Annotated in this window: 12 protein-coding genes; 6 read left to right on the forward strand and 6 right to left on the reverse strand. The window is 45.8% G+C overall.

Annotated features, from left to right (window positions below):
* Positions 1-30 precede the first annotated feature (30 nt).
* The 6 genes from pepN to DYH48_RS02765 form a co-directional block, all read right to left on the reverse strand.
* Positions 31-2,664 (reverse strand): aminopeptidase N, encoded by a 2,634-nt coding sequence (pepN, locus tag DYH48_RS02740; RefSeq protein ID WP_115336081.1) that lies wholly within the window; start codon positions 2,662-2,664, stop codon positions 31-33.
* 254 nt (positions 2,665-2,918) lie between these two features.
* Positions 2,919-3,512, reverse strand: coding sequence for a penicillin-binding protein activator LpoB (gene lpoB / locus DYH48_RS02745; protein ID WP_006080406.1), 594 nt, complete (start codon positions 3,510-3,512; stop codon positions 2,919-2,921).
* Between the two features lie 69 nt (positions 3,513-3,581).
* A complete protein-coding gene (locus tag DYH48_RS02750) occupies positions 3,582-4,985 on the reverse strand; it encodes a COG3014 family protein (RefSeq protein ID WP_012197600.1) in 1,404 nt (467 codons plus the stop codon).
* A complete protein-coding gene (gene def, locus DYH48_RS02755) occupies positions 4,985-5,542 on the reverse strand; it encodes a peptide deformylase (protein ID WP_012197599.1) in 558 nt (185 codons plus the stop codon). Before def ends, DYH48_RS02750 begins: the two co-directional genes overlap by 1 nt.
* 64 nt (positions 5,543-5,606) lie before the next feature.
* On the reverse strand, positions 5,607-5,819 hold the full coding sequence (locus DYH48_RS02760) for a SlyX family protein (protein ID WP_006080410.1): 213 nt from the start codon (positions 5,817-5,819) through the stop codon (positions 5,607-5,609).
* Between the two features lie 9 nt (positions 5,820-5,828).
* Positions 5,829-6,779 (reverse strand): WD40 repeat domain-containing protein, encoded by a 951-nt coding sequence (locus tag DYH48_RS02765; protein ID WP_012197598.1) that lies wholly within the window; start codon positions 6,777-6,779, stop codon positions 5,829-5,831.
* A gap of 154 nt (positions 6,780-6,933) precedes the next feature.
* Between DYH48_RS02765 and fkpA the strand changes: the two genes are divergently transcribed.
* The 6 genes from fkpA to katB all read left to right on the forward strand — a co-directional run bounded on the left by fkpA (position 6,934) and on the right by katB (position 14,207).
* Positions 6,934-7,707: an FKBP-type peptidyl-prolyl cis-trans isomerase gene (gene fkpA / locus DYH48_RS02770; RefSeq protein ID WP_006080412.1), complete on the forward strand. Its 774-nt coding sequence runs from the start codon at positions 6,934-6,936 to the stop codon at positions 7,705-7,707.
* A gap of 619 nt (positions 7,708-8,326) precedes the next feature.
* Positions 8,327-10,939 (forward strand): extracellular exonuclease ExeM, encoded by a 2,613-nt coding sequence (exeM, locus tag DYH48_RS02775; protein ID WP_115333991.1) that lies wholly within the window; start codon positions 8,327-8,329, stop codon positions 10,937-10,939.
* Between the two features lie 110 nt (positions 10,940-11,049).
* Positions 11,050-11,505 (forward strand): hypothetical protein, encoded by a 456-nt coding sequence (locus DYH48_RS23640; protein ID WP_172481140.1) that lies wholly within the window; start codon positions 11,050-11,052, stop codon positions 11,503-11,505.
* Between the two features lie 105 nt (positions 11,506-11,610).
* Entirely contained in the window at positions 11,611-12,048 is a 438-nt protein-coding gene (locus DYH48_RS02785) for a PaaI family thioesterase (RefSeq protein WP_006080418.1), read from the forward strand.
* Positions 12,049-12,149: 101 nt separating this feature from the next.
* A complete protein-coding gene (locus DYH48_RS02790; RefSeq protein WP_006080419.1) occupies positions 12,150-12,392 on the forward strand; it encodes a YgjV family protein in 243 nt (80 codons plus the stop codon).
* 339 nt (positions 12,393-12,731) lie between these two features.
* The gene (gene katB, locus DYH48_RS02795) at positions 12,732-14,207 is read left to right on the forward strand and encodes a catalase KatB (protein WP_115333992.1); all 1,476 of its coding nucleotides are present in this window, start codon (positions 12,732-12,734) and stop codon (positions 14,205-14,207) included.
* Positions 14,208-14,364 lie beyond the last annotated feature (157 nt).

Here is a 14,364-nt window from a genome sequence, read left to right on the forward strand (position 1 = left end):
CTCCTTGTTAATTCTAAAATGGCCTTAATCTCATTGAGTCATTTTATTTTTGATCAGCACGCAGCGCTGTTCCATTTGACGGGTTTCTAATAGATTGCGGCGGGTGAAATTCGATAATCCAGTTTGGCTATCAAGCACTTTATCCAATGCCGCTATGCTAGTGTAGTTACAATCAGTAGGAATCAAGTTGTGAGCGTAGTTACGCATAAACACAGGGCCTTTTTTATCCATATCCCTCAAGCTCGCCAGACGTTCATCCGCCGTAGCCGCGCTCAATAGTTTCTGCTCCGCAGGATAAAGATTTTCCATAATGATCCGTTGCTTGGAGAAAGGCAGGCTGTCTTGATGAACCTTGCTTAACCAGCGACGTTTGGCCGCCGCTTCTGGGCGGATCACTTGCGCCGCAAGCGCTGCTTTCTCGCCTGAGTCCGAATTATCCTTAGCCGCTTCTTTGGTTAAACGTTGCTGCGCGTTAGGGTAATCATAGCGATTGAGCTGGGTGATCATCGCCCAGCGTAAATCTTGATCTAAGGTTAATCCCTTAATTTTTGTCTCGCCGTCAACGAGTTGCGCTAAATGGCGCAATGAATCCCTGTCGCTGGCTAAACTGACATACGCATCGAACCAAATACGTTGGAAGTCATTATCGCCTTTGCTTTCCATCGCTTTTCTAAGGCTCATCTGGCTTAAGCCTTTGATTGCATTCTCAGCGTAGTTTTGCTGAATAGGTGCGATTTGTGCGAGATACTGCTTCGAGCGCAACATGCTATCGATGATCTGACCAACAATGGTGTAGTCCGTCTCAGCAGGCGCGTTAACAAACACTGTGCTTAGGTATTGCTCTAAGCTCAATTTACCTTCACGAACGCTGTCCCACAGACTTTGCCACAGCATAGAGCGCAGCAGTGGATCTGACACATTACTCAGCTGCTGTTTTGCGGTGTTAAAGGATTTGTCATCGAGCTCGACTTTCACAAAGCCCCAATCATCAAAGTTTGGATAGACTAAGTCTGGGCAGCGCTCACCAATCAGTTGTTTGACTTCGGTACGCTCCCCCTTGTAAGTCACTGGCACTGTGACGTCATGACGCAAATCGAAGCGGCCTTGGGTAAAGAGTGCCACTTGGACTTTTTGTTCGCGTAATGTTGGCAGCTCAGCGCTTGCTGGGAGCTGTAGCAGGCTAAAGTCGCTGATACGGTTACCTTCACAGCGATATTCCGCCTTGATGGTGTTAACGCCCGCGCTGTAGAGCCATTCTTGAGTCCATGCGCTTAAATCACGACCAGCGGCTTTGCCTAGGCTATTGATAAAATCATCTAACTCGGCATTTTGATAACTATATTGTTTTAAATAATTGCTGACTCCGCGGCGAAACACCATGTCGCCCAGCAAGTGGCGCAGTTGTTTCAGTGTCGATGCGCCTTTTTGATAAGTGATCGCATCGATATTATCGAAGGCGTTTTGGGTCGTTGCCACTGGCACTTCAATTGGATGCGTAGTGACTAAGCTGTCCTGCTCATAAGCTCTTTGTTTGCCTTTGGCGTAAAAAGTGCGCCAAGCATTGGTGAATTCGGTCGCCTCCTGAGTCGCAAGCGTGCCCATAAAGGAGGCAAAGCTTTCATTGAGCCACAGGCCATTCCACCATTTCATGGTCACGAGATCGCCAAACCATTGATGCGCCATTTCATGCATGATCACGCCGGCTAGGCTTTGTTTTTGATCTGCCGTCATGGCTGCTTTATAGAGGAAATGATCCTCGGCAAAGGTCACCGCACCCGCGTTTTCCATGGCGCCATAGAGGAAATCAGGCACCAGAATTTGATCATATTTCTTAAAGGGATATGGAATGCCAAAGTAGTTATCGAAGAAGGTTAACCCTTGTTTGGTATAGTTAAACCAATCCTGCGGTGTGACTTGATTCGCCACAGATTCACGGGCGAACAGGCGCATCGGATAGCGGCCCGAGTTGTCCTGCCACATGTGGTAAGGGCCCGCATGCATAGAAAAGTTATACGGACTGAGTTTTGGCGTATCAGGGAAGGTCCAACGATTGTAAGCGCCCGCTGGAGTGATTTGGCTTTCACGCATAGTGCTAATCACTTGCCAATCTTTGGGCGCTGTGACCGTAATCTGATAGTTGGCTTTGATATCCGGTTGGTCGAATACGGCAAACATTTGCTGCGCGGCGGCGGGTTCAAAATGCGAATAGAGGTAGACCTTGCCATCGACCGGATCTTTAAAACGGTGCAGGCCTTCGCCATTAGTGCTGTGAGGGCGAGTAAACTGCACTTCAACCGTGTTTTCACCCGAGGTCAGCAGACGCGTATTTAAGCTAATGTAAGCGCCATTATAGTTTGGATATACAGCGGTGCCGTTGATGATAAAGCGTTTTATCTGTGCCTTGTTTAAATCTAAGCTCAGTTGTTTTGGTATTTCACTTAATTGAAAGGTCACTTTGGAGGTGGCGGAAAACTCGGCTTCCCCTGTGAGCTGAAAATCCAATTCATAGCGAACATCGGAAATGATCTGCGAGCGCAGCGCAGCCTGATACTGGCTAATGTAAGCACTGGCGTCACGTGGACCCGTATTAAGAGTGCTTTGGGTGGCACACGACATCAATGCGCCGCAGGCAAGGGCAACAAAACTGGCTTTAAACAAGTTCACAACTGAATCCTTCAACAATTTGTTTTGTTTTCTGCTTGGATATTTGCTTTCAATATCGGGAGTTTGGGGTTGCCTGAGTGGCAAATGATCCCTCGCGTCAGCGCCGATTTGAGCCAGTATCATTGCAGTGTATTTTGGCCGAGTACACTACCTTATTTACCTTGGATAACCAATGTTAAAAATGTAAAAAAAAGCCAGCGTTTAAGCTGGCTTCTTGGGATCTCTGTTTGGCGGTAGTAAGCGCCAATAGACAATTACATGCCTAAGAAAGACTTAGACTTCATCTTACGGATTTCTTTTTCATCAGACCATTCGATCAGGCCTGTTTCTAAATCCATTAAACGCATTGTCATCTTGTAGTACACATCTTTAGTGCTACCGTCTTGCTTAACTATGCTAGATAAATTGCCGTATAACATGTATTGCGCGCCGATTTGACGACCAAATTTGATGGCGGTTGATGGATCAACCATGCCAGTGTTGTTTTGGTAATCCAATTGCTTACGGACTGAATCTACTTTAGTCATGTCGATAAAACGGAACTTGCCTGAGCGCAATAGTTTGTTGCTGATAGAGTCAGTAACAGACTCAGTATCAATGTGCTCTGAGGTTTTGTTCTTGATGCTGTCGACAAATAAAATCGGACGGCTATTGGCTGTCATGGCCACGATAGGAGGGAAAGTCATCATGCTATCCACCATCTTGGCTGCAATAGCTTGTAGATCCGTTGAGCCAAAATTCTCATTGACGGTTTCAACTTCGGTGGCATCGCCATATTCGACTTTAGATTGACATGCAGCCAGACCCATAACGGCAGCCAGCACAAAAATCAGTTTAAATTGTTTCATAGTCAGTTCCATTTTGTGATTGTATAAACTTAATGACACACGTCTTATTCAAATACCACAACCGCTAGGCTAAATGATTATTGAATAAATTCGGGTGTAATTACCAGTATCAATTGCCCAGACTAAGGTGGTTTTGCCTGCTGCAACGTCAATTTTTGCCGGTGGCGCTTTATCTAACTGCAAAGTGTATTCACCTGCACTCAAATAACGCCGCCCGATCTGTGCTTGTTTAGGCAGCGTCAGCCAACTACGGCGATCCGCTTGCTCTGTTACTACGTTAAAAATCTGCATCGCTATGCTGCCAATATCGGCGGCATTGTTTCCGGGGCTGCCACTCTTTCCAACCTGATAGGCCATCTCAGATTTGGCATAGACACGTGCGACTTGTCGAACCAAGGTTGCGGGCAGATCTTCTTTGAGTGCTGTGATGGCTAAGGCATCGATATTGGCAATAGGTTCAGTTTTCAGCACTGTACCTAAACCTTGCACTTGCGTCTCTGGCACAAAAGTATTGTTTGGCATGTAAGTGGCTAGCGATACAGTTTGCCAATTGCCATGGATAGTAAAAGGCACTGTGAGGGCTTGCTTGGCGGGCACAAAGCCGCGTTCAACCATTAAAATCACTTGGCCATCTTTGGGATTAGGCAATTTAGCATCGCCCCAACGACGTTTGAACTCATCATATTGCGGCATGCCGAGTTGCTTGGCGAGACGCACCAGATCTTGCTGTAAATAGGTGTTGTCTGGGGTGATTTGTGCCGCTTTACGATAATCGATATAGGCATCGTTCGGCTCACCCAGTACTTCATGTAATACGCCAGTGGTGTAATAGCTGTAAGCGTTTAAGAACGAACTCGTCACAGTGCCTGCGGCTTGGCCTAGTTTGTTGACCTCGGCATCGATAGTCCCGTTCGCCATGGCTTGTACCGACTTTTGCGATTTTTGATAGCGCTCTTGCTCACTGCTTTGTAACTCGTTACTGCGACGAACTTCGACTAAAGCACCTTGGTAATCGCCACTAAACAAATAATTCAGCGCTTGGTATTGGTGCAGCATGATGCGTTCATACCCAGGACCACGGTACGGAATCGCATTGTCGTTTAACACTAAGCTGCTGGCTGTGGCACTAATATCACTGACGCTGACTTTGGCCTTATCATCAAAGGCGGTGTAAGCATCGACCGCTTGTTGGTAGTACTTTTTACTGGCCGCAAAATCGCCGGCGACTTGAGCAATACGGCCCGCTTCTTGAGCATAGAGCAGGCCATCGTTGCCATTGATATTGCTGGCAAGTTTGTCGATATCGGCCAAGGGCGTTGCACTATTCAACTCTTGTTTAAGCGGTTCAATCTGTGAAGGGTAATTAATAAAAATACTGTTGTAGGCGCAGCCCGATAAACCTAGCGCCAATCCTATTGCCAAAGCGGGGGCGATAAACGCGCGAGATAAAGGTGTAACCAAAGACAGTTTCATTATTGCGCTTCACCTTGTTCGATGGACTGGGCTGAAATCGACTGAGCCTGTTCAGGCATACGTGAACGCTCGAGTAAGGTGATCCCTTGCAGGTGATCAAATTCGTGTTGAAAAATCCGCGCAATAAAGCCTGTTAATTCGGCCTGTTGCCACTCGCCTTGTAAATTCTGGTAGCGCACTTCAATGGCTTGATGTCTTAGTATGTTAAATCTTTGGCCGGGAACGGACAGGCAACCTTCTTCGCCGCCGACTAATTCACTCGATGCATGAATGATTTGTGGATTAACCACGACTACAGGCGCCATATTGGGTGCGTCGGGATAACGTTCATTAGGTCGAGAAGCCATAATAAATAAAGCTAAGGGACTGTGAACCTGTGGCGCCGCGATGCCAACGCCTTTGGCGGCTTCCATGCTGGCAGACATTTGCTCTGCAAGGTGCGCGAGCTCGGCATCGAAATGATGCACTGCAATTGCAGTCTGCCCTAGGATAGCTTCACCCACTAACGCTATGGGTAATAAAGGCGGGGTTTGTTTTGGCATCAAATGTTTAAACATCGCATTCCCTGGATATTTTGCGGTAACCGTCTTTGAATCAAAGTCTTATTTTAAAGCGTCAGTATTAGTAATGTGGCGGCGGCGTTTCTTCAGCCTGAGTCGCCATATTACTCGGTTCCATGTCTTGTAACTTACCAATTAACATGTGAATTTGGTGTTGCTGGTGAGCCACCAGTCGATTCAATTTGATCACTTCTTGGTTTAACTCTTCGACTGTGAGCTCTTGAAAAGCCAATTTGGTTTCTAGATCTTCAATTTGTGCTTGTACGCCTTGCATGACTAACCTCTATTGCTGCCAAGTCTCAACTAAGCCTTGGCTACTGATACTAACGACTTTATTGGTATCTCGAATTGCCACAGAGTATACAACGGCTCCTCGATTTTGGCTGTTTTTAGTGAGTGCAACCTGCCATTTTTCGATTTCTTTACCCGAGTCGCGTTGCCACAATATGACTTCCCGCGCCGGCGTTCCCGTTAATATCTGGCTGTCTTGTTTGATAAACCTCACCGCAGAAAAGTTCATCTGACGACGGGTAATATCTAACTGATTTAACAGTTTACCGCTAGTGTTATCCCAGATTTTGGCTTCATTTGTGCTGCCATTGGTAAAACTTAGTGTGCCACTGTCGTTAAGCGCCACTTTAGTGATACGGCTGCTTAAGGTCCAGCTATGAAGCGGTTGACCCGTTTGCGCCTGCCAAAGAATCGCCTGCATATCATTCGACCCCGTCAATGCTAAACGGCCATCCGCGGAGAGGGCCACGCTATTGACGCGATCTTTATGTCCCAGAAATTTGATTAAGGCACTTTGGGCGGCATTGAGCGACATAACGGAACCATCATTTAAACCAATGAGTAGCGCGCCATTATCAGCTACCGCCACGCTTTCACCGGATGAAGGCAAAGACCACCATCCTAGGGATTTACCGTCGGCTATTCTCCACATGGCAACTGAATCTCGGCTTAACGACGCTGCAAATAGTCCGTTGGGCGAAATTGCCGTACCTGTGACGCCAGTATTGATATCGCCATGTATCCATTGGTATTTAAGTGTATGGGTGCTGAGATCCCAGCATTGGACTCCACTACTTTGGGTGGCGACTAAGGCGAATTGTCCATTGCTCGATAGACTCGCGCTATAGCTAGGTTCCGTGGTGAGAACGCTAATGTCTTCCGCTTTAGGATGGCAAGCTGTCAGAAAAATTGTGCAAATTACCAGCAGTAGATTTTTCTTCATGAACTTGCTCCCTAAGTTGCTGTCTTTAGACTTGATCAAGTGACATTAATCACTGTTAACCCATAAAGAATCTAGTTGGTATAACCGAGATAACTAGTATAAAGTTGTCTCGCTTAGGTTATTGTAACCGCTTGAGGATGCTGAGGAAGCTTTAATGAAATCGATTTATAAATTATCGTTAGTTGCATTGGCTGTTATTGGCCTATCTGCTTGTAATCAAGAAGAAAAAGCAGCTGCTGCGAGTACAAGTGTTGAATTAACGACAGAAGCTCAAAAAGAAGCTTATAGTGTAGGCGCTTCAATCGGTCGTTACATGTCTGGCCATATCAAAGAGCAAGAAGAATTAGGCCTACCAGTTGATCGCACTCTGATCGTCACTGGTTTCACTAATGGTCTGAATGACCAATTAAAATTAACCGAAGAAGAAATGCAAACCATTCTTCAAGGTCTAGATAAAAAGTTAAACGATAAACGTCAGGAACAAGCTACTGCGATTTCTGCTAAGAACATCGAAGACGGTAAAAAATTCCTTGAAGAAAATAAGGCTAAGTCTGGCGTAGTGACAACTGAGTCTGGCTTACAATACGAAGTATTAACACCAGGTACTGGCGAAAAACCTGCCGCAGAAGACACTGTAGAAGTGGATTATGTTGGTACTTTAATCGACGGTACTGAGTTCGACAGTTCATACAAACGTGGTCAAACGGCTAAGTTCCCACTGAACCGCGTGATCCCAGGTTGGACCGAAGGCGTTCAATTAATGCCTGTTGGCGCTAAGTACAAGTTTGTTATTCCTGCAAACTTAGCCTACGGCGAGCGTGACACTGGTACTATTCCACCAAATTCCACACTGGTTTTTGAAGTTGAATTGAAATCAGTTGAGAAAGCGTCTGCAACGCCAGCCGCTGAACCAGCAGCTAAAAAGTAATGAATTAACTGCCGCGTTTAATACTCAGTAAGTGGAATACCGCTCCTAAATGGGCGGTATTTTTTTGTCTGTAAAAATCACATTATTGTTTTAATGCTTAATTTATTGCCATGCTATACAAGGTTTGCAGTCTTTAGTCATGTTTAGTTTTGTATAGCAACCATCAATATCTATCGGATATGCCAATGGATGAGATTAATCATTAAATCCAGTCCGTTTTAGCGTTGGATTTATTTCAAAATGATGAAGACTAAATTACGTTTTAATGATATCGGTCATCTGTTAAAGCGCCGCGTTCTTTATATTTTATTGGGTATCCCATACTGAAAAATATCATCAAAATATCACATTAAAATATTGGTTATTATTTGTTCGCGCTAGTGCTTTGGCTGAGCATATGTGTATTACTCTTACTGTTTGTTTTTATTTGGCTAATACTTTCGAATTATCACCTTGTTCTGCTAGGTGAACAGTGTCATGTCCATAATCATTTACTCATCAATGTGTTACATTGGCAATGTGCGATCTTGCCCTCTTTTTTTAAGCATTCAACTCTGAAATAATCCGCCCGCACGTTAATAGAAGTTAGCGGCAATATTATAATAATGGGGTTGATGATATGGATAATGTTAATAAGTTAACGGCGATTTCTTTAGCTGTCGCAGCAGCTTTGCCTATGATGGCAAGCGCAGATGTGATGATTACCGAATATGTTGAAGGTAGCGCAAACAATAAAGCAATTGAACTGTATAACAGCGGCGATACGGCAATTGATCTCACGGGTTATAAACTGGTTCGTTATAAAGATGGGGCAACTGTTGCATCAGATATGGTGGCATTAGATGGCCAATCCATTGCGCCTAAAACGACTAAAGTCATTTTAAATTCTAGCGCTGTGATCACGCTTGACCAAGGTGTTGACAGTTACTCTGGCAGTTTAAGTTTTAATGGTGGTGATGCGGTCGCACTCGTTAAAGATGATGCGGTTGTCGATATTATTGGCGATGTACCAACACCAACGGGTTGGGGATTAGACGTTACCCTAAAACGTAAATTAGATGCGTTAGTGGCGAATACGGTATTTAATGCCGCCCAGTGGGAACAATTACCTAAAGATACCTTCTCAGGATTAGGTTATCTAGAAGCCCCAGCAGAGCCAGAAGTGCCGCTCTTTAGCTGCAGCGGCGCTAAAATAGTGCCGATTTATCAAGTACAAGGTGCGGGTGAATCTAGCCCTTACGTTCCAGAAGGTGCATTTGAGTCTGAAGCTGAAGTTACAGTGCGCGGTGTCGTGACTGCCCGTGGTGAAAGCTTGTTTAAAGGTTTTTATCTACAAGAAGTGAAAGGTGATAACTCACCGTATACCTCTGATGGTGTGTTTGTATTCTTAGGTGAAGCGGTACCTGAAGCGATTCAACCTGGGGTTGAAGTTTGTGTACAAGGTAAAGTGAAAGAATACTTTGGCTTAACTCAAATTGATATTAAAGCCGATAAGAAATTTGAAGTCGGCGCTAAGGGTGAAGTTCCAGTTGCCGCGCCTTTCTATGTCGCCGATGGCGAAACCTTAGCGCAAGCATTAGAGCGTTATGAAGGCATGAATGTGGCTTTAGATGCGGGCAGCGATCTTAAGATCAGCCGTACCTTCAGCTATGACTACGCAGGCCGTCGTAATAACATGCTAGTGTCTTATAAAGAACCGCTAATGAAGTCGACACAGCTTTATCCTGCGCTTTCTGCAGAAGCGACTGCGTTAGTTAAATCTAACCTCGAAAACCAACTCTTTATCGAATCTGATTACAAACCTGCCGACGGTGTAATTCCATACTTCCCTGATTTCAATGTGGAAACGGGCTATATCCGTGTGGGCGACCAACTGACTAACCTGCAAGGCGTGATTGGTTACAGCTACGGTGCTTATCGTTTAGTGGCAACGAACACTATTACAGCGGGTGATTTTATCCGTGGTGATGATAGAACTGATGCCCCAAGCGTCGCCACTAAGGGCGATCTGCGCGTGGCTAGCTTTAACGTGTTGAACTTCTTTAACGATGTTGATGGTGGTGATACCAATCCATCAGGTAGTAACCGTGGCGCGCTAACGCTGGAAGAAATGGTGCTACAACGCACTAAAATCGTTAGCGCTATTACTGCCATGAACGCCGATATCGTCGGTCTGATGGAAATTGCCAACAACGGTTTTGGTGAGAAGAGTGCGATTAAAAACTTAGTCGATGCACTGAACGATAAGCAAACGCCTGAAAACGCTTATAGCTTTGTTGAAATCACCGACGCTGACAAGTATGACGGCAAGTACTTTGGCACTGATGCTATCACTGTGGGCATGTTATACCGTGGCGGCAAAGTGACCTTAGCTGGTGCTGCTCAAGCTATCGATACTCCTGAGCAACATGCCAGTGCTGGCAGCGTGACTCGTACTAAAGATGGCAAAACTGAGACAAATCCAGGTAACGATGCTTACCAACGTCACAGCTTAGCGCAAACCTTTAAAATCCATGATGAGTCGCTGACCGTAGTCGTTAACCATTTGAAATCTAAAGGCTCAGGCTGTTTAGAAGATTGGGCTAACTTTGAAGAGTCAGTCGATCCTGCCGATCAACAGGGCAAGTGTAATGCTTTCCGCGTATCTGCTGCCAAAGTCTTGGGTGAAACGCTAAAAGACGTGAAGGGCGACTTACTGATCATCGGTGATATGAATGCCTACGGCATGGAAGATCCTATCCGTGTGCTGACCGACTTTGATGCGAGCAAGTCAGATCGTGACATCATGACCGCTTCGTGGACGACGCTCGATGGCAAAGTATTTGAACGCCAAGGTAGCAAGATTGAAAAAGGTTATGGCCTGATCAACTTGAACACGAAAGCCCACGGTGCAGGCACTTACTCTTACAGCTATAACGGCGAGCTAGGCAACTTAGATCACGCTTTAGCCAATGCTAGCTTAGCCAAACGTTTAGTGGATATTGAAGATTGGCACATCAACTCAGTGGAATCTAACCTGTTTGAATACGGTAAGAAGTTCTCTGGTGATCTGGCTAAATCTGAAAATGCGTTCTCTGCATCGGACCACGATCCTGTGATCGTTGCCTTAAGCTACCCAGCGCCAGTAGTGCCACCAAAACCTGAGCCAACGCCTAAAGATGATGGCGGTGCTTTGGGTTATTTAGGTTTAGCACTGATGTCCTTGTTTGGTTTACAACGTCGTCGCCGTTAACCTGTGTAACGGGTGAACTCACAAGTGTTATTTGTGAGCTAGACTGAAACGAAGGGATGGTTCGCCATCCCTTTTTTAGTTGTTTTTTTCAGTTTTTATTAGGAGTGAGTATGGATACAGTCTCAAATCCGCTGAAAACCATTAAAGCGAAAGCGCCACTGTGGTTTTACTTTGTCGCAACGCTCAGTTTATTGTGGAATATCATGGGGCTGATGGCCTTTGTGATCCAAATGACCATGACGCCGGATGCCTTGGCGCAAATGAGCCCAGATCAAATCAAACTCTATGAAACCACGCCGGCTTTCGTTGATGCGATATTTGGCTTTGCTGTGGTGTCGGGCGTTCTAGGCTGCCTATTGTTGTTTTTACGAAAATCCCTTGCCTATAAAGTGCTGGTTGCCTCGCTTATCGCGGTTTTGTTGCAAATGAGCTATGTGTTTTGCATTCAACAAGCGGCTGTGGTGCTGGGGGCTGACGCGTTAATCATGCCGAGTGTGGTGGTGATTTGGGGATTGTTTCTCGTCTGGTTTAGTCGGCTGAGTGTTACTAAACAATGGTTAGTTTGAGTCTTATTTTTGCCGAGATTGACGGGACTGGCTTAGCGCAAACTAGTTGAACTTCATCCACTTCGCAGTAAACTGCTGATTGGTTTTATTGACTAGGAAGTTGCAATGAGTATTTGGTTTAGAGCTGTCACGTTAGAGGATTGCGCGCGTTTAGATGCCGGTATGGGCGGCAAAGGCACCTTGATGCAGACCTTAGGGATTGAGATCAGTGAGATTGGCGACGATTACATGAAGGCAACTATGCCAGCCAGTCCAGCAGTACATAACCCTTTGGGGATAGTCCATGGCGGCGCGAATGTCGCGCTTGCTGAAACCGTTGCTAGCTATGCGGCAAATTTCGCGGTGGATTTTGAGCAGTACTATTGTGTCGGTCAAGAAATTAACGCTAACCACTTACGGGCTTCCCGTAATGGGCTATTAACTGCCACGGCTAAGCCTATTCATTTAGGAAAACGCAGCTCTGTATGGGAAGTGTTAATCCATAACAGCGCCGGTGAACTGACCTGTATTTCACGGATGACGGCGGCTGTCGTTAAACGCTAAATGCTAAATGCTAAATGCTAAGTGCAATAGCCCGGCCTATTTCTTGTGGTGAATGGCGTATCAATCGTTTGATTTAAATAATATATAAATAAGGATTGGATATGGATAACGCGACAATTTGGGAATGGGTTGGTTATTTAGCGTCTGTGGTCGTCGCAATATCACTGATGATGTCGAACATCAAAAAACTGCGCTGGTGGAATCTCATCGGCGCGGCTTTATTTGTGGCCTACGGCGTGGCAATTGGGGCTTATCCTGTTGCCTTAGTGAACTTTTTTATCGTGCTGATTGACACTTATTATCTGGTTAAGCTTTACCGCGAAGCCGACTCTCCCGCCAGTTAATGGCAACGCATCATCTTTCTCCGCTTGCTTGTACCGCACTTTGCTTTACAGCACTCCGCTTCATCGCAGCGAGCAGCCATGTTGGTTTTCAACCACATCTTAAATGATGTGAGCGAATCATTGGCTGTGAGTCCGCGCAATCGTTTATCTACTTTGCTATCTCGCTTCTAATCTTTTTTGTAGATTGCATGAATCTAGTTTAATCGTTTTATTCTTTGTTGGTAATTATCTATTCTTGCTCCATCGACAACACGTCGCAGCCAAGGAGATAAACCATGGCCACCATTTACGATTTAATTGAAACCTGGTTAACCAGCAATCAAGACTAAGGAGCAGGGCATGAGTCAACAACATCAAACAAGTCAGTACTTAACGAGCCAAAGTGGTGCCCCAGTGGCCGACGATCAAAACTCACTGTCGGCGGGTGAACGTGGTCCTTTGCTATTACAGGATTGGCATTTAATTGAAAAGTTAGCCCATTTCAACCGTGAGCGTATCCCTGAACGTATCGTGCATGCCAAAGGTACCGGTGTTTACGGCACATTTACTCTGACCAAAGATTTAAGCGATTACACCATTGCCGACCATTTCAATGGCGTTGGTAAGCAAACTCAAACCTTTATTCGTTTCTCGACCGTAGGTGGCGAAATGGGTTCAGCCGATGCTGAGCGCGATCCACGCGGTTTTGGTTTACGTTTCTATACGGCTCGCGGTAATCACGATATTGTGGGTAATAATACGCCGACTTTCTTTTTGCGTGACGGGATTAAGTTCCCAGACTTTATCCATACGCAAAAGCGTAATCCCCAGACAAACTTAAAAGATCCGCAGGCCATGTGGGACTTTTGGTCATTGAACCCTGAAGCCATGCATCAAGTGACCATTTTGATGTCGGATCGCGGTATTCCGGCCAACTACCGTCAAATGCACGGTTATGGTTCACACACTTTCTCGTTGTGGAATGCTAAGGGCGAGCGTTTCTGGGTGAAGTTCCACTTTAAGTCCCAGCAAGGCGTGGTCAACTTAACCAACGAACAGGCTGATAAATTAAAGGGGATAGATCCCGATTCATCACAGCGCGATATGGTGGTGGCGATTACCGATGGCAATTTCCCGCGTTGGACTGTTAACGTGCAGATCATGCCTGAGGCGGATGCCAATATTTACCATATCAATCCATTTGATTTAACTAAGGTTTGGCCACATAGCGACTATCCATTGCTTGAGATTGGGGTGTTAGAGCTGAATCGTCTGCCACAAAACTACTTTGCCGAAGTTGAGCAAGTGGCATTGGCGCCCAGCAATTTGGTTCCCGGTGTTGGAGCTTCACCCGACAAGATGTTGCAAGCGCGTTTATTTGCCTATGCTGATGCCCAGCGTTACCGCATTGGTGCCAACTACAACCAGTTACCGGTGAACTGCCCACATGCCGCTAAGGCAAATCACCATCAACGTGCGGGCGCTATGGCGGGCACACAATGTCCTTACCATGGCAGCCAAACGGGTGCCGATGCCACGGCAAACTATGGCCCGAACAGCACTGCGGATGCTCTGGTTGAACCGGTAAACTTTACCGAGCCACCACTGCGTTTAGAAGGCGAGGCGGCGCGTTATAGCCGTTATAACCAAGACGACTACACCCAAGCGGGTAATCTGTATCGTATTTTCTCAGAAGCGGAGAAAGCACGCTTAGTGGCAACGATTTCAGGCTCACTAAGTCAAACAAGCTTAGATGTGCAGCAACGTATGCTGGCACATTTCGAACAAGCCGATGCGGATTACGGTCAACGTATTAGAACGGCATTAGGATTATAAACTGCGTTTCTAAGAAGTTAAGCTTCTAAGTCGACACTGTTTATCTCAATAAAACCGTCGTAAGTAGAAAGGCCAGTGATGTTTATCACTGGCCTTTTTGTTGCGGCAATTCAAGCTTTAAAGCATTTATACCAATCACATTAAATATCTAATCAGT

Source organism: Shewanella baltica (genome assembly GCF_900456975.1).
GTDB lineage: Bacteria > Pseudomonadota > Gammaproteobacteria > Enterobacterales > Shewanellaceae > Shewanella > Shewanella baltica.